This window comes from Pseudomonas sp. PS02302 (assembly GCF_029959585.1).
GTDB classification, from domain to species: Bacteria; Pseudomonadota; Gammaproteobacteria; order Pseudomonadales; family Pseudomonadaceae; genus Chryseomonas; species Chryseomonas aestiva.
This window is the reverse complement of the sequence record NZ_JASCON010000014.1, coordinates 64,318-80,185: the sequence shown is the minus strand read 5'-3', so window position 1 is coordinate 80,185 and position 15,868 is coordinate 64,318. Positions and strand designations below refer to the sequence as shown.

Here is a 15,868-nt window from a genome sequence, read left to right as displayed (position 1 = left end):
TTGATTCAACTTGTTAAAGAGCAGTTGGTTGCGACCGTGTCGCTAACCGAGGCGCGCATTCTACGCTAGCCTCACATCCTGTCAAGCGTTGATTTGAACTTTTTCGTTTCAACTCAACCACTTGCGCTGCCTGACCGGTCTAACCAATCTCGGCAGCGGGAGGCGAATCCTACAGCATCCCAAGACGCTGTTAACCCCCTCCGCTTCATTCCGTCATCACCCGAAGGTGAAGACCAAACAGCGAAGAATCCCTGGACCCCTCGCCCGGCTCAGACCTAAGTGCTTGATTTTCAAGCCGCTTCAGCATCTGCGCCGGAAGTGGTGCGCATTATAGGGGAGTTTCAGGACAGGTCAACAGGTTATTTCAAAAAACTTCAATAAAGCGGAATGGGCGCCAGGCGATAACCCGCCTCGGTCGCGATGATCCGGTACTGCTTGATCTCGCCCGGGGTCAGCAGAATGGACTGAGAAACGCTGCTGGCCATGGGCGCTGCACAGCCACCCGGACCGGAAGAGGTAAGGCTTACGGCTATTTCTCCCGGCGGCAGATTGAAGGAAGCACTCTGGCCCGCCATGAGGGTACCGGCCAGCCGCCCCTGGATCACCAGACCTATATCGCATCCTGATCCGGAATAGGCATCGCCGCGGGTGATCATGAGGATGCCCGGCTGCCCCGTCCCGCCCTGGGGGACCTGAGCCGAGGCGAAAGAGCTGCAGAGCAAGGCCGTCAGCACACCGATAAGCAACTTCATGACTATCTCCTGCGGGGTCGCCAAGCACCTTAGCACTGCGCAGGCCCCCGTGCGCTGTTTCGCAGCAGGGCCGCGTCAGCCGCCGTTTCATCGCACGAAAACTGAGCGAGTGGTCAGGTTTGGTGCCACGCCAAACAGCTGAAATTTTCCGGAAGCCTTATACAAGGCGTTGAAAAATAACTATTTTCCTCCGCCCGTTTGGGTTTGGCGTCGATTTTGCTGAGCACGGCGGACGCAACACACAACGAGAAAGCACTTCCAGGAGCCTACATGCGCAAGACCCTAACCACCGCGCTGCTGACCACCAGCCTGCTCGCAGCCGGTGTCGCCAACGCCGCAGACAGTCCGCTGCTGTGGCACGGTGAAAGCCTCACCTATCTATATGGCAAGGATTTCCGGGTCGATCCCCGCATCCAGCAGACAGTCACCTTCGAGCATGCCAGCAGCTGGACGTGGGGCGATCTCTTCCTCTTCGTCGACAGCATCTGGTTCAACGGCGCGACCAATGCCAGCGACGGCCATCAGGGCTTCTACGGCGAACTCAGTCCGCGACTGTCCTTTGGCAAGCTGTCCGGCCGGGATCTTTCCTTTGGCCCGGTCACCGATGTGCTGCTCGCCACGACCCTGGAATACGACCAGAACGATGGCGAGGGTGCCGGCCGTGACCAACGCAACTACCTGGTCGGTCCGGGTTTCGACCTCAAGGTGCCGGGCTTCGACTACTTCCAGCTGAATCTCTATTACCGCAAGCCGGATGGCGGCAGTGCGCCCTCGGGCACCTGGCAGCTCACACCGGTATGGGCCTATACCCTGCCCCTGGGCAATTCGGATCTGCTCATCGATGGCTACCTGGACTGGGTGATGAACAACAAGGGTAGCTACCACGCCAACCTGCACTTCAATCCACAGGTGAAGTACGACCTGGGCAAGGCCATGGGGTACGAGGCCAAGCACCTTTATGTGGGTACCGAGTACGACTACTGGTCGGACAAGTACGGCATCAAGGACAGCGAGGGATTTCGTACCGACCAGAGCGTTTTCAGCTTCCTGGTGAAGTACCAGTTCTAGTCCGGCCAGACCCACTTTCGGTGCTGTAGCCGCCTTCTCGGCCCGCCGCGCCACTGCGAGGTAATCACCATGCCCAGTCCCGTCCCAGATGATCTGCTCTATGGCCTGGACGAACGTCCGGCCCCGCTCGCGGCCTTTTGCGCTGCCCTGCAGCATGTCCTGGCGAGCTTCGTGGGGATCGTCACCCCGCCGCTGATCATTGCCGGGGCCCTGGGTCTGCACGAGCACCTGCCCTATCTGATCAGCATGGGGCTGATGGTGTCGGGCGTCGGCACCTTTCTGCAGGCCCGCGGTGCCGCTGGGCTGGGGGCGGGCATGATCTGCCTGCAGGGCACCAGTTTCTCCTTTCTGTCCGCAGTGCTGGCAGCCGGGATGCTGGTCAAGCAGCGGGGCGGGACGCCGGAGGACATCCTGGCGATGATCTTTGGCGTCTGCTTCTTCGGCGCCTTCGTCCAGATCGGCCTGAGTCGCTGCCTGGGCCTGTTGCGCCGGGTGATCACGCCACTGGTGACCGGCATCGTCATCACCCTGATCGGCATCAGCTTGATCAGGGTAGGCGTCACCGATCTCGGCGGCGGCGCCAAGGCCGCCAACTTCGGCGCACCGCTCAACCTGGCCCTCGGCGGCCTGGTCCTAGTGATCATCATCGGCCTGAATCTGTCACGGCGACCCTGGTTGCGGCTGTCGGCGGTGATGATCGGCCTGCTGGTGGGCTCCCTGGCCGCCTGGAGCTGCGGCCTGTTGAAACCCCAGGCGCTGCCGGATCTGCCCCTGGTCAGCGTCCCCCTCCCCTTTCGTTTCGGCTTCGCCTTCGACTGGTCGGCCTTTTTGCCGGTCGCGCTGATCTATCTGATCAGCACCCTGGAGACCACCGGCGACCTGACCGCCAATTGCCTGATCTCGCGGCAACCCATCGAAGGCCCCGGCTATCTGCGGCGGTTGCGGGGCGGGGTCCTGGGTGACGGCGTCGCCTGCCTGCTCGCGGCCACCTTCAATACCTTTCCCAGCACCACCTTCGCGCAGAACAACGGGGTGATCCAGCTGACCGGCGTGGCCAGCCGCCATGTCGGCTACTGGATAGGCGCCATCCTGCTGGTGCTGGGCCTGTTTCCCATACTGGGCGCCGTCCTGCAGCAGATTCCCAAGCCAGTGCTGGGCGGTGCGACCCTGGTGCTGTTCGGCAGTGTCGCCGCGGCTGGAATACGGCTGCTGGCGCAATGCACGCTGGATCGCCGCAGCCTGCTGATCATCGCCACTTCCCTTGGCGTGGGTCTGGGTATCGCCAGCCAGCCGACACTGCTGGATCAGTTGCCGCCACTGGTGAAGAGTCTGTTCGATACCGCGATCACCAGCGGTGGTATCACCGCCATCCTGCTCAACCTGCTGCTGCCCGAAGAGCGCAGCGCAGCGCTGACGGAATGCCGCTCGCCAGCGCCACACCCATAAAAGATCCCTTGTGTCCGGGACCGGGGGTACGCTATTGATGCCTGCCGCGCCTTTGGATCCTCCAGTTGTCATGACCCTTCTCGTACCCGCCCATCACGCCGGCCAGGACAAGCCGGCCGGACGCATCCGGCAGAAGAATGAGGAGTCGATCCTGAGCGCGGCGGAGGAAGAATTCGCCCGCCACGGCTTCAAGGGCACCAGCATGAACACCATCGCCCAGCGCGTCGGGTTGCCCAAGGCCAATCTCCACTACTACTTCAACAACAAGCTCGGCCTCTATATGGCCGTGCTGGGCAACATCCTCGAACTCTGGGACAGCACCTTCAACCACCTGACCGTGGATGACGATCCGGCCGAGGCCCTCAGCCGCTACATCCGCGCCAAGCTGGAATTCTCGCGGCGCCAGCCGCTGGCCTCGCGGATCTTCGCCATGGAGATCATCGGCGGCGGTCACTGCCTGTACGAATACTTCGATCAGGACTACCAGACCTGGTTTCGCAGCCGGGCGGCGGTGTTCGAGTCCTGGATCGCGGCTGGCAAGCTGGACCCGGTGGATCCGGTCCACCTGATCTTCCTGCTGTGGAGCAGCACCCAGCACTATGCCGACTTCGCCAGCCAGATCTGCCAGGTGACCGGACGCAGCCGCCTGACCCGGCAGGATTTCGACGAGGCGGCGCGAACCCTGACCCATGTCATCCTCAAGGGACTGGGTCTCAAGGCGCCATGACCTTCACCCTGATCCGGGATGCCGCCTTTGAAGAAGAGGTGCGCAAGAGTCGTTTCCTTGCCCTCGCCGCGCCTGTCACCACGGTGGAAGCGGCCATGGCCTTTATCGAGCGCGTGAGCGTACCGACCGCGACCCACAACTGCTGGGCGTGGAAGCTTGGCAACCAATACCGCTTCAATGACGACGGTGAGCCCGGGGGCACCGCGGGTCGGCCCATCCTCGCCGCCATCGAGGGGCAGGATTGCGACCAGGTGGTGGTGGTCGTCATCCGCTGGTACGGCGGCATCAAGCTGGGTACCGGCGGACTGGTACGCGCCTATGGCGGTTGCGCTGCGCGCTGCCTGCAGCAGGCGGACAAGCAGCCGCTGGTGCTGCGGCAGGACTATGGCTTCGCCTGTACCTATGCGGAGTGGCCACTGATCAAGGCGCGCCTGGCCGCCCTGGCAGTGGTGCTGCTCGAAGAGGACTACCAGGCGCTGGAGATCGTCCTGCAGATCGCCGTGGAACCGCAGCGTCGCGACGAGGTGGCGACCTTGCTGACCAATCTGAGCAGCGGGCGGATCGTTCTGCGCTCGCTTTAGCGGCACGACCTTTGCTGTCTGGTGGTGCACGCCTTTCCGACTTGCACCGCCCTGGCGCATTCCCGCGTCCACCCCCGGTTGCGCTCTGTCTGGCGGCAAGACTGAACCTGCCGAGAGCCGCAGTGCGCCCCAAAAAAGCGCATCAAGCAACCGCCAGGCATGTTTTTGGTGCAACTCTTTGCGACGACTGCCCTGATGAACGAATTGCCTTCCGCCGTGGCGACCTTGGTCCACAGTGCCAATACCCTGTTCCTGCTGCTAGGCGCCGTGATGGTGCTGGCCATGCACGCCGGTTTCGCCTTTCTCGAAGCCGGCACCGTGCGGCACAAGAACCAGGTGAATGCCCTGTCCAAGATCCTCGCCGACTTCGCCATTTCCACCCTGGTGTATTTCTTCGTCGGCTACTGGATCGCCTATGGCGTGACGTTCTTCGCCCCGGCCCAGGTGCTGACCGCCGACAATGGCTACGGACTGGTGAAGTTCTTTTTCCTGGCGACCTTCGCCGCGGCCATTCCCGCGATCATCTCCGGCGGTATCGCCGAGCGGGCGCGCTTCGTGCCGCAGCTGTGCGCTACGGCGCTGATCGTGGCCTTCGTCTATCCCTGCTTCGAAGGCCTGATGTGGAACAACAACCTGGGGCTGCAGGACAGCTTCGAAGCGCTGTTCGGGGCGCGCTTCCACGACTTCGCCGGCTCGGTGGTGGTGCACGCGGTGGGTGGCTGGCTGGCCCTGGCGGCGGTGATGCTGCTGGGGCCGCGTCAGGGTCGCTATCGCGAAGGCCGGTTGGTGGCCTTTCCGCCGTCGAACATTCCCTTCCTGGCGCTGGGTTCCTGGATCCTGATCGTCGGCTGGTTCGGCTTCAACGTGATGAGCGCCCAAAGCCTGGCGGGTGTCAGCGGGCTGGTGGCGCTGAATTCGCTGATGGCCATGGTCGGCGGGACGGCGGCTGCCCTGCTGCTCGGGCGCAACGATCCCGGCTTCCTGCACAACGGTCCCCTGGCGGGACTGGTCGCCGTCTGCGCCGGCTCCGACCTGATGCATCCCATCGCCGCGCTGGCCACGGGCCTGGTGGCGGGTGCCCTGTTCGTCTGGGCCTTTACCGCGGTGCAGACGCGCTGGAAGCTGGACGATGTGCTGGGCGTCTGGCCATTGCATGGCCTCTGCGGCGCCTGGGGTGGCATCGCCTGCGGTCTGTTCGGCCAGACGGCGCTGGGTGGCCTGGGCGGGGTGAGCCTGCTGGCGCAGCTGGCCGGCACGGCCCTGGGTATCGCGATCGCCCTGCTCGGTGGACTGGCCGTCTACGGGCTGCTCAAGGCCGTGCTGGGCTTGCGGCTGAGTCAGGAAGAGGAATACCAGGGCGCCGATCTGTCGATCCATCGTATCGCCGCCAACAGCCACGATGGCTAGTGGCCCAGGTTACCCACAGCTAGCGTGTACAGTGATGTGGATAACCCGTGCATGAAGTCACCAGAACGCCACGGAGACCGGCCTGGCGGCGACTGGTGAAGAAATGAGCACGTGCGGGTGTCGTGGCGGCAACCGTGGATGGCGGGCAGCCGGTAGCCGGCCAGTAACAGTAATCGGTAGAGTGGGCGATCCTTTTTCCAGGAGTGTCCCATGCCCGCCCTCTCGACCCTGCTGCCCTGGCTCCGCGAGGTGGACCGCACCACCCTGAAGGCGGATCTGGGTGCGGGTCTGCTGGGCGCGGTCCTGGCGCTCCCCCAGGGCGTGGCCTTCGCCACCCTGGCCGGACTGCCTCCGCAATATGGCGTCTATGGCGCCGTGGTGCCCTGCATCGTCGCCGCCCTGGCGGGTTCCAGTCGCCATGTGGTGACCGGTCCGACCAACGCCAACTCCCTGGCCCTGCTGGCGGCGCTGTCGCCGCTGGCGCTGGCGGGCTCCGGCCCCTACATCGACCTGGCCCTGGCGGTGACCCTACTGGTTGGTCTGCTGCAACTGACGGTGGGCGCCCTGCGCCTGGGCGCCGTGGCCAACTTCATTTCGCCTTCGGTGCTGCTCGGCTTCATGAGCGGTGCGGCCGTGCTGATCGGGCTCTATTCGCTCAAGGACCTGTTCGGGTTGTCGCCGCCACTGGGCACCTCGGCCTTCGGCGTCCTCGGCTATGTGCTCGCCCATCCGCTGGCGATCCACTGGCCCTCGCTGGTCATCGGTGTGGTGACCCTGGTCGCCACCCTGCTGCTGCGCCGGCTGCGCCCGCGCTGGCCGACCATGCTGCTGGGCCTGCTGGCCGGTTGCCTGAGCGCCTGGATCCTGGAACGCAGCGTGCCGGGCGCGGCCCAGGGACTCGCCACGGTCGGACGGATTCCCTCGGCGCTGCCGCCCTTCCATCTGCCCGACGTCACCCTGCAGGACCTGGGCAATCTCTCCGGGATCGCCGTGGCCCTGACGCTGGTGGCCCTGGGGCAGTCGCTGTCGATCGCCAAGGCGGTGGCCCAGCGCTCCGGCCAGCGACTGGACGTCAATCGCGAATTCCGCGGCCAGGGCCTGGCCAATCTGGTGGGTGGCTGCTTTTCGGCCTATGTGTCCTGCGGCTCGCTGAATCGCTCCATGCCCAATTTCGAAGCCGGGGCCCGTACGCCGCTGGCGGCGGTGTTCGCCGCCCTGCTGGTGGTGGCGCTGGTGGCCTTTGGCGGCGCCCTGATCGCGGCGATTCCGCTGGCAGCCATCGCCGCCACCCTGCTGCTGGTGGCGCGCGGGCTACTGGACCTGGGGCGCTGGCGCGAGGTGCTCAGGGTCAGCCGCACCGAGGCCCTGGTGGCCGGGGTGACCTTGCTGGCGACCCTGACCATTCCCTTGGACCGCGCCGTGCTGCTGGGCACCCTGGTGTCCCTGGTGGCCTATCTCTATCGCACCTCGCACCCGGCGATCCGCCCGCTGGTGCCGGATCCCCGTACCCCCGAGCGCCGTTTCACGCCACTGGACGAACTGGGCCAGCCGGCGCAGGAGTGTCCGCAACTCAAGCTGGTACGGGTGGAAGGCTCGGTGTTCTTTGGCGCCGTACCCCATGTCGGCGATCAGCTGGATGGCTTTCGCCGAGCCCAGCCCGGTCAGAAGCATGCGCTGTTCATGACCAAGAGCATGAATTTCATCGATCTGGCCGGTAACGACCTGTGGCGGCGGGAATGGCGCGAGCGCCGGGCCCAGGGCGGTGATCTCTATTTCCATCGCCCGCGTACCCCGGTGCTGCAGCTGTTCGCCAAGACCGGCTTTCTCAAGGAGCTGGGCGACGGCCATGTCTTCTCGTCCAAGGACCAGGCCCTGCGCAGCATCTATCCGCGGCTGGACCCGGAGGTCTGCCGCACCTGCACCGCGCGCACCTTCGTCGAATGCGCGGCGCGCGCGGCGGAGCGGGCGCCAGGCGCGGACGGCGCCCGGACGGACTGCTAAGCTGGCGGTTTTCCTCTGCCGCCGGAGATTTCCATGACCGCTGCCCTGCGTCTCGCTCGCCGCCTTGCCCTGACCGCTCTGCTGTTGCCCGGCCTGGCCCTCGCCCACGGCCATCTCAAGAGCGCCGAGCCCGCGCCCGACAGCACCAGCGCGGCACCGAAGCAACTGAGCCTGAGCTTTTCCGAAGGGATCGAGGCGTCTCTCAGTCAGGTGCTGTTGCAACGTCTGGATGGCCAGGCCAGCACGGCGATCACTACCGGCAAGGTCATTTCCGGCCGCGACGAGCGCACCCTGGACGTGCCGCTGGATGCGCCGCTGGAACCGGGCCGCTACCAGGTGAAATGGCGGGTACTGGCCAAGGACGGGCACAAGACCCAGGGCGACTACCACTTCACCGTCCAGTAGGGATGGACGCCGGACTGGCGACGCCCGAGGCCTGGCGCCCCGTCGCCCGTACCCTGCTGCTGCTGCCGCTGCTGCTGACCTGGGGCTATCTGGCCCTGGCGCTCTGCTTGGGTCGCCCCGGCTTGCGTTTCTGGCTACTGGAGCGCGCGCGTCTTTCGGCCCGCCTGCTGGGCGCGCTGCTGCTGCTCGGGGTGTCGAGCCAGTTACCGCTGCAGGCAGCCCTGGTGGGCGAGGGCTGGACGGATGCCTTCAACCTGCCGCTGTGGCGGCTGTATCTGGCCACCGAGGCCGGGCATGGCTGGCGCTGGCAATGGCCACTGGGTCTGCTGCTGGCGCTGTGGCTGCTGGTGGGACCCGGGATTCGCGGCAGTCGGTGGCTATGGGGGTTCAGCGGCCTGCTGCTGGCCAGTCTGGCCCTGGGTGGCCATGCCGCCGCGACGCTGGGCGGGCTCGGCGGGGTGCATCAGCTGAACCAGGCCCTGCATCTGCTCACGACAGGATTCTGGCTGGGCAGTCTGCCCGGGGTGCTGCTGTGCCTGGGACAGCCGCCCGTATACCTGAGAGATGACGTCCAGCACTTGCTGCGCGGCTACTCGCTGCCCGGGCAGCTCTGCGTGGCGCTGGCCTTGCTCAGCGGCGTGCTCAACAGCCTGCTGATCCTCGGGCCGGAAGGCCTGCTGCGGCTGACGCCCTACTCCGCTCTGCTGCTGGCCAAGGTACTGGTGGTGGCGACCATGGTCGTCCTGGCCCTGGCCAATCGTTATCTGCTGGTACCGCGACTGGGTCAGGGACCCAAGGCATGGCAGCTGCTGCGCCGGGCCACGGCCGTGGAGATCGCCCTGGGGGTGATCGCCGTCGCGCTGGTGGCGGCCTTCTCGGGTCTGGATCCCTTCAGCTGAAAGCCTGGGCGACCGCTGTCGCCCCGGTACGCCTCGGAAATAGACGTTCATACCCAGGTAGATTTCCTTGCTGCTGTCGAGCTGGCTCGAACCGAGCTTGGCGCCGTCCTGGTCGATATCGGGCTTGGCGTTACTGCGCCGGTAGCGATAGCCGGCTTCCCGGGAGGTGCGCTCGTTGACCTGCGGCAGGATGCCGGCCTGGACCCTGGCCACATAGCCGAGGTCGCTGTCATGGCCGAAACCGGAACCATCCTGGATGACCCGGGCGACGCCCAAGGTTCCGCCGCCGCACAGCTTGGTGCGAAGAGGACGACAGCGGATTTCAGGACGTTCCTGGCGAAGGGCTTCTCACGCGATGCGAATGCAGCCCGACCGACTGCGCGGCCATCTTCGTCGGACGCGAATCAGCGCAGGATTAGGGAGACTGGATCGGAACTGAACGCTGAAGCGGGGAGCAGGAGATGAACCGGACCGCCCGTTGCAGGCGGCCCGGCTTGAAGGCGATCAACGCTGGCGGTGGTACTCGGTCACGCGCTGGACTTCTTCCTTGGAGCCCAGGAACACCGCCACCCGCTGGTGCAGGCCGTCGGGCTGGACGTCAAGAATGCGCTGGTGACCATTGGTGGCCGCGCCACCGGCCTGCTCCACCAGCAGGGCCATGGGATTGGCCTCGTACATCAGGCGCAGCTTGCCGGGCTTTTCCGGTTCGCGGGCGTCGCGCGGGTACATGAAGAGGCCGCCGCGGGTAAGGATGCGATGGACATCGGCCACCATGGAGGCGATCCAGCGCATATTGTAGTTCTTGCCCAGGGGACCTTCCTTGCCGGCCAGCAGCTCGTCCACGTAGCGCTTGACCGGGGCTTCCCAGTGGCGCTGGTTGGACATGTTGATGGCGAATTCGGCAGTGGTCTCGGGGATGGTGATGTCTTCATGGGTCAGCACGAAGCTGCCCAGTTCGCGATCCAGGGTGAAACCCTTGACGCCGTCGCCCAGGGTCAGCACCAGCATGGTCTGGGGACCGTAGATAGCGTAGCCGGCGGCGACCTGCTCGGTGCCCTTCTGCATGAAGGCTTCTTCGGTCACGTCACCGGTGGTGCTGCTGACGAAGTCCTTGCGCAGGATGGAGAAGATGGTGCCGACGGAGACGTTGACGTCGATGTTGGACGAGCCGTCCAGGGGATCGAACATCAGCAGGTAGGCGCCCTTGGGGTAGTGACCGGGGATCTGGTGAACCTGGTCCATTTCCTCGGAGGCCATGCCGGCCAGGGTGCCGCCCCACTCGTTGGCTTCCAGCAGGATCTCGTTGGACAGCACGTCCAGCTTCTTCTGCACTTCGCCCTGGACGTTCTCGGTGCCCATGCTGCCGAGCACGCCACCCAGCGCCCCCTTGGACACCTCGTAGCTGATGCGCTTGCACGCCCGGGCCACGACTTCGATGAGGAAGCGCAGGTCGGCCGGGGTCTTGTGGCTGCGGGTCTGCTCGATGAGGTAACGACTGAGGGATATCCGGGACATCGCGGTGCTCCTTGTAATGATGGGCGCGAGTGTAGCGCCAAAGCTCAAGCTCCGTCTCAAGCAGAGCGGACCGTCAGGCCAGGTCTGCCAGCCAGTGCCGATTCCAGGTTTCCTGCCGAGGTGACAGCTCACTGGACACCGGCGGCCGACAGGGAACGCGCGCCTAGCGCGCGTTCAGGGTCTCCACGGCCAGCAGTACGCCTCGGCCAACACGGAGATTTTCGGCGCTGGGGTAGACTGCCGAGTCGGGTTCCAGTTCAGGCTGACGGCTGTCCAGCTGTATCACCCAGTGATGTCCGTCACGTGACGAGGGCAATCTCAGGTCGATTTCCTCCCGTCGTGGCTGGAAGGCCAACCAGATCCGTGCGGCCTGGGGCTGATCCTCGCCATCGAGGGGCTCCAGGGTAAGGGCGAGCGGCAAGCTGCCCCCCGCCTGCCAGCGACCGTCGTCCATCGGCGCGCCGTCGGCATCGAGCCATTCGATCCGGACCCAGCCACGGGGATCGGGTCGCCCCAGCAGCCGTTGCGCCTGCAGCGCCGGTAATGCCTGGCGCAGCGCCATGAGGCGGCCGACAAAGGCACTCTGCAGCCTTCCGGCGGGGCTGCCGGCCTGCTGCCAGTCCAGCCAGGACAGTTCGTTGTCCTGCACATAGGCGTTGTTGTTGCCCTGCTGGGTGCGGCCGAATTCGTCGCCGGCGGTCAGCATGGGTTCGCCACCGGCGAGGATCAGGGTCGCCAGCAGGGCGCGCTGGTCGGCGGCGCGGTCCTCCTGGATGGCCGGATCGTCGCTCGGGCCTTCGACGCCGTTGTTCCAGCTCTTGTTGTCGGTGGTGCCGTCGCGATTCTCCTCGCCATTGGCCTCGTTGTGCTTTTCGGCATAGCTGACCAGGTCGGCCAGGGTGAAGCCATCGTGGGCGGTGATGAAGTTGACGCTGGTGCGCAAGCTGCGATCGCCCGTGCCGAAGAGATCGGCGCTGCCGGCCAGGCGGGTGGCCAGGGCACCACGCAGCCCCTCGTCGCCGCGCCAGAAGCGGCGGACGTCGTCGCGGAAGGCGTCGTTCCATTCCTGCCAGGGCGCGCGAAAGGCACCGACCTGATGACCGCCGGGACCGATGTCCCAGGGCTCGGCCACCTGCCGCACCTGGCGCAGTAGCGGATCCTGGGCCAGGGCCTGGAGCAGCGGTGCGTCACGATCAAAGCCGCTTTCCAGACGACCCAGCGCCGGCGCCAGGTCGAAGCGAAAGCCGTCGACGCCGGCGGCGGTCACCCAGTGCCGGAGGCTGTCCAGGGTCAGGCGCAGCGCTGGCGGGCTGTACAGGGCCAGGCAGTTGCCGCAACCCATGTCGTTGATATAACGCGCCGGATCGTCCGGCTGCAGGCGGTAGTAGCCGGCATTGTCCAGGCCGCGCAGATTGAAGGTGGGGCCGAGCTCATCGCCTTCGCCGGTATGGTTGAAGACCACGTCGAGCAGCACCTCGAAGCCGGCGGCCTGCAGGGTGGCCACCGTCTCGCGCAATTCGCCCAGGGCCTCGTGCCCGGCCAGGCGCGGATCGATGGCGGCCATGAGCACCGGGTTGTAGCCCCAGTAGTTGGCCAGGCCCAGGGCCGGCAGATGGCGATCGTCGGCCCAGGCAGCGATGGGCAGCAGCTCCAGGGTGGTGACGCCGAGGCGCTGCCAGTGTTCGATCAGCGCGGGATGGCGCAACGCCGCCAGGGTGCCGCGCTGGCGGGCGGGCACCTGCGGATGCAGCTGGGTCTGACCACGCACGTGCAGCTCGTAGATCAGCCCGGCGGCGCGGCGCTTGGGCGTCGGCGCCATGCTGTCGACCGGCGGCAGGACGATGGCCTTGGGAACATGGGCGCTGCTGTCGCGCTCGTCCGGGCGGCTGGGGTCTTCGGGATGAAAGCCATAGGTGCTGGGGTGCAGCTGGAAGGGCCGGTCCACAGCCAGGGCCCAGGGGTCCACCAGCAGTTTGTTGGCATTGAATCTGAGACCGTCCCGGGGACGATAGGCGCCTCGGGCGCGCAACCCATATCTCAGCCCCGGCTTGGCGCCGGGCAGAAAACCGTGCCAGACGCCGCCCTCGTGCTCGCGAAAGGCCAGGCGCTGGGTCTCGGCCTCGCCCTTGGCGTCATAGAGGCAGAGTTCGACCGCTTCGGCGGCCGGCGACCAGACGGCGAAGTTGATCCCGCCGTCGACGAGGGTGGCACCGTAATGGGCAGGATTGCCCGCTTCGAGGCGGGTAGAGGTGCGGGGCATGGGGACTCCGGTGACGGGCTTGCGGGGCGGATACTGCAAGGATGTAGACGTCGTGGAAGGCAGGGGTTCTCAGTCGGGGAGTGGCTGATCGTGGCCATGGCCAGCCGCCGTAGGCTGGGTTGAGCGTAGCGAAGCCCAGCACATCCTGCTTGTGCGCCGGCTCTGTCGTGGCCCTTATCGCGGCCATGGGCCGCTCCTACGGATGGCCTGTAGGAGCGGCCGCAGCGGCGGACCGCCATGGCCGCGATAGACCCTATAACGACTACAGCGCCTTCCAGATCTCCGTGGCGTATTCGCGGATGGTGCGGTCGGAGGAGAACCAGCCCATGCTGGAGGTGTTGATCACCGCCGATTGCCACCATTTGTCCGGCTGCTGCCAGCGCATTTCAACCTGGCGCTGGGCGTCCCAGTAGGCATCGAAGTCGGCGCAGACCAGGAAGCGGTCGTGCCAGGTAAGCACGTCGAGCAGGCTGTTGTAGCGAGCCGGATCCTCGGGGGAGAACTGGCCACCGCGCAGACCCGCCAGAACCTGGGCCAGGCGTGGCGAATTCTCGATGATGTCCGAGGAGATGCCGCCGCTGCGCTGGCGCTCCTCCACCTCGGCCGCCTTGAGGCCGAAGATGAACATGTGCTCCTCACCGATCAGCTCGCACATCTCCACATTGGCGCCGTCCAGGGTGCCGATGGTGAGGGCGCCATTGAGGCCGAACTTCATGTTGCTGGTGCCCGAGGCTTCCATGCCGGCGGTGGAGATCTGCTCGGACAGGTCCGCCGCCGGAATGATGACCTCGGCCAGGCTGACGTTGTAGTTGGGCAGGAAGACAACCTTGAGCAGGTCGCGGGTCAGGGGATCGTTGTTGACAACCTTGGCCACATCATTGGCCAGCTTGATGATCAGCTTGGCCTGGTGATAGCTGGCGGCGGCCTTGCCGGCGAAGATCTTGACCCGCGGCGTCCAGTCGCCGTTGGGGTTGTCGCGGATGGCCTGATACAGCGCGATGGTCTGCAGCAGGTTCATCAGCTGCCGCTTGTACTCGTGGATGCGCTTGATCTGGACGTCGAAAAGCGCGGCGGGGTCGAGATCGATCTCCATCCGCTGTTTCACCAGGCTGGTGAAGGTGTCCTTGTTGCGTTGACGCTGCAGGGCGAAGCGCTCGCGGAAGTTGCTGTCGTTGGCATAGGGCTTGAGCTGCGGCAGGGTCTTTTCCGGATCGTGCAGCACGCCCTGGCCCAGGGTATCCACCAGCAGGTCGGTGAGCGCCGGATTGGCCTGGTGCAACCAGCGGCGGAAGGTGATGCCGTTGGTCTTGTTGTTGATGCGATCCGGATAGAGTCGGTGCAGCGAGCGGAAGACCGTCTTGCGCATCAGGTCGGTGTGCAGTCCCGACACGCCATTGGTGCTGTGCGAGCCGAGGAAGGCCAGGTTACCCATGCGCACCCGGCGACCCTGGCTTTCGTCGATCAGGGAGACATAGGAGATCATGGCGCCATCGGTCTCGCCGCGGGCGCGCAGGGAGTCGAGGAACTGCGCATTGATCAGGTAGATGATCTGCATGTGCCGCGGCAGCAGGCGCTCCATCAGTTGCACCGGCCAGGTCTCCAGCGCCTCGGGCAGCAGGGTGTGGTTGGTGTAGCTGAGGGTGCCGACGGTGGTGCTCCAGGCGGCGTCCCAGGGAATGCCGTGGACGTCCACCAGCAGCCGCATCAGCTCGGCCACGGCAATGGCCGGGTGGGTGTCGTTGAGCTGGATGGACACGTGCTCGGGCAGGCTGAGCAGGTCGTTGTGCTGCTTGAGATGACGGCGGGTCAGGTCGGCCAGCGAGGCAGCGACGAAGAAATACTCCTGGCGCAGGCGCAGCTCCTGGCCGGCTTCGCTGCTGTCGGCCGGATAGAGCACCCGCGAGATGCTCTCAGCGCGCGCCTCGTTGGCCACGGCGCCGACATGGTCGCCGGCGTTGAAGGTTTCCAGGTGGAGGATCTCCAGCGGTCGGGCACGCCAGAGTCTCAGGGTATTGGCGCCCTCCCCGCCCCAGCCGATCACCGGGGTGTCATAGGCCACCGCACGGATGCGTTCGCCGGGCGTCCACACCTGGCGGCGCGGATCGCCTTCGCCGTAGGGCGCGACGTGACCGCCGAAACCGATCTCGTACACCACCTCGGCCCGTTCGAACTCCCAGGGGTTGCCGAAATCCAGCCAGTTCTCCGGCTGCTCCAGCTGGAAGCCATCGGCGATCACCTGGCGGAACAAACCATGCTCGTAACGGATGCCATAGCCATGGCTGGCGATGCCCAGGGTGGCCATGCTTTCCATGAAGCAAGCGGCCAGCCGGCCGAGACCGCCGTTACCCAGGGCGGCGTCCGGCTCCAGCCCGCGAATGCGTTCCAGGTCGACGCCGAGGTCGGCCAGGGCACGGCGGGTCTCTTCGAGGATGCCGAGGTTGGACAGGCTGTCGATCAGCAAGCGACCGATGAGGAATTCCAGGGAAAGGTAGTAGACCCGCTTCTGGCCGGTGCGATAGGCGTCGCGCGTGCGACTCATCCAGCGGTCGACGATGTAGTCCCGAGCGGCCAAAGCGGTGGCCTGGAACCAGTCGTGGTCGAGGGCGTTGTCGGGGTCCTTGCCGACGGCGTAGGTGAGCTTGGAGAGGATGTTGGTACGGAGCGCGGAAACTTCGTTGGGCGAGATGAAGCGGGGTCTTGTCATCAGGATTGACCTCTGCAAGCGCTTGAGCTTTGTCTGAAAAGTACCTGCGCATCGGTGATGCTGCGTTGAAAATCAACTCAGAATGCTCATTTACCGCTCGTAA

General features: G+C 65.6%; 12 protein-coding genes. 8 read left to right on the top strand and 4 right to left on the bottom strand.

Going from position 1 to position 15,868, the window contains the following annotated elements; genetic code table 11:
• Positions 1 to 374 precede the first annotated feature (374 nt).
• Positions 375 to 752, bottom strand: a complete 378-nt coding sequence (locus QMX82_RS07330; protein ID WP_183632784.1) for a hypothetical protein — start codon at positions 750 to 752, stop codon at positions 375 to 377.
• A gap of 270 nt (positions 753 to 1,022) precedes the next feature.
• Here QMX82_RS07330 and QMX82_RS07325 point away from each other — a divergent pair, with 270 nt between their 5' ends.
• The 8 genes from QMX82_RS07325 to copD all read left to right on the top strand — a co-directional run bounded on the left by QMX82_RS07325 (position 1,023) and on the right by copD (position 9,286).
• Complete coding sequence (locus tag QMX82_RS07325; protein WP_282281962.1) at positions 1,023 to 1,820, top strand: outer membrane protein OmpK; 798 nt, start codon at positions 1,023 to 1,025, stop codon at positions 1,818 to 1,820.
• Positions 1,821 to 1,889: 69 nt separating this feature from the next.
• Positions 1,890 to 3,266, top strand: a complete 1,377-nt coding sequence (locus QMX82_RS07320) for a uracil-xanthine permease family protein (RefSeq protein ID WP_282281961.1) — start codon at positions 1,890 to 1,892, stop codon at positions 3,264 to 3,266.
• A 70-nt stretch (positions 3,267 to 3,336) separates the two neighbouring features.
• A complete protein-coding gene (locus QMX82_RS07315) occupies positions 3,337 to 3,993 on the top strand; it encodes a TetR/AcrR family transcriptional regulator (protein WP_282281959.1) in 657 nt (218 codons plus the stop codon).
• On the top strand, positions 3,990 to 4,574 hold the full coding sequence (locus tag QMX82_RS07310; RefSeq protein WP_282281955.1) for an IMPACT family protein: 585 nt from the start codon (positions 3,990 to 3,992) through the stop codon (positions 4,572 to 4,574). The genes QMX82_RS07315 and QMX82_RS07310 overlap by 4 nt, the downstream gene beginning before the upstream one ends.
• Positions 4,575 to 4,769: 195 nt before the next feature.
• Positions 4,770 to 5,981: an ammonium transporter gene (locus QMX82_RS07305; RefSeq protein ID WP_208692393.1), complete on the top strand. Its 1,212-nt coding sequence runs from the start codon at positions 4,770 to 4,772 to the stop codon at positions 5,979 to 5,981.
• A gap of 210 nt (positions 5,982 to 6,191) precedes the next feature.
• Positions 6,192 to 7,982, top strand: coding sequence for a SulP family inorganic anion transporter (locus QMX82_RS07300; protein WP_208692395.1), 1,791 nt, complete (start codon positions 6,192 to 6,194; stop codon positions 7,980 to 7,982).
• Between the two features lie 33 nt (positions 7,983 to 8,015).
• Positions 8,016 to 8,387: a copper homeostasis periplasmic binding protein CopC gene (gene copC / locus QMX82_RS07295; protein ID WP_208692397.1), complete on the top strand. Its 372-nt coding sequence runs from the start codon at positions 8,016 to 8,018 to the stop codon at positions 8,385 to 8,387.
• Between the two features lie 2 nt (positions 8,388 to 8,389).
• Positions 8,390 to 9,286, top strand: a complete 897-nt coding sequence (gene copD, locus QMX82_RS07290; protein ID WP_208692399.1) for a copper homeostasis membrane protein CopD — start codon at positions 8,390 to 8,392, stop codon at positions 9,284 to 9,286.
• Positions 9,287 to 9,790: 504 nt separating this feature from the next.
• Here copD and QMX82_RS07285 read toward each other — a convergent pair.
• The 3 genes from QMX82_RS07285 to QMX82_RS07275 form a co-directional block, all read right to left on the bottom strand.
• Positions 9,791 to 10,801 carry a class 1 fructose-bisphosphatase gene (locus tag QMX82_RS07285; protein ID WP_133862513.1) on the bottom strand — a complete coding sequence of 337 codons (1,011 nt, stop codon included), beginning with the start codon at positions 10,799 to 10,801 and terminating at the stop codon, positions 9,791 to 9,793.
• Positions 10,802 to 10,964: 163 nt separating this feature from the next.
• Positions 10,965 to 13,061 carry a glycogen debranching protein GlgX gene (gene glgX / locus QMX82_RS07280; protein WP_282281946.1) on the bottom strand — a complete coding sequence of 699 codons (2,097 nt, stop codon included), beginning with the start codon at positions 13,059 to 13,061 and terminating at the stop codon, positions 10,965 to 10,967.
• Positions 13,062 to 13,323: 262 nt separating this feature from the next.
• On the bottom strand, positions 13,324 to 15,765 hold the full coding sequence (locus QMX82_RS07275; RefSeq protein ID WP_133862515.1) for a glycogen/starch/alpha-glucan phosphorylase: 2,442 nt from the start codon (positions 15,763 to 15,765) through the stop codon (positions 13,324 to 13,326).
• Between the last annotated feature and the right edge of the window lie 103 nt (positions 15,766 to 15,868).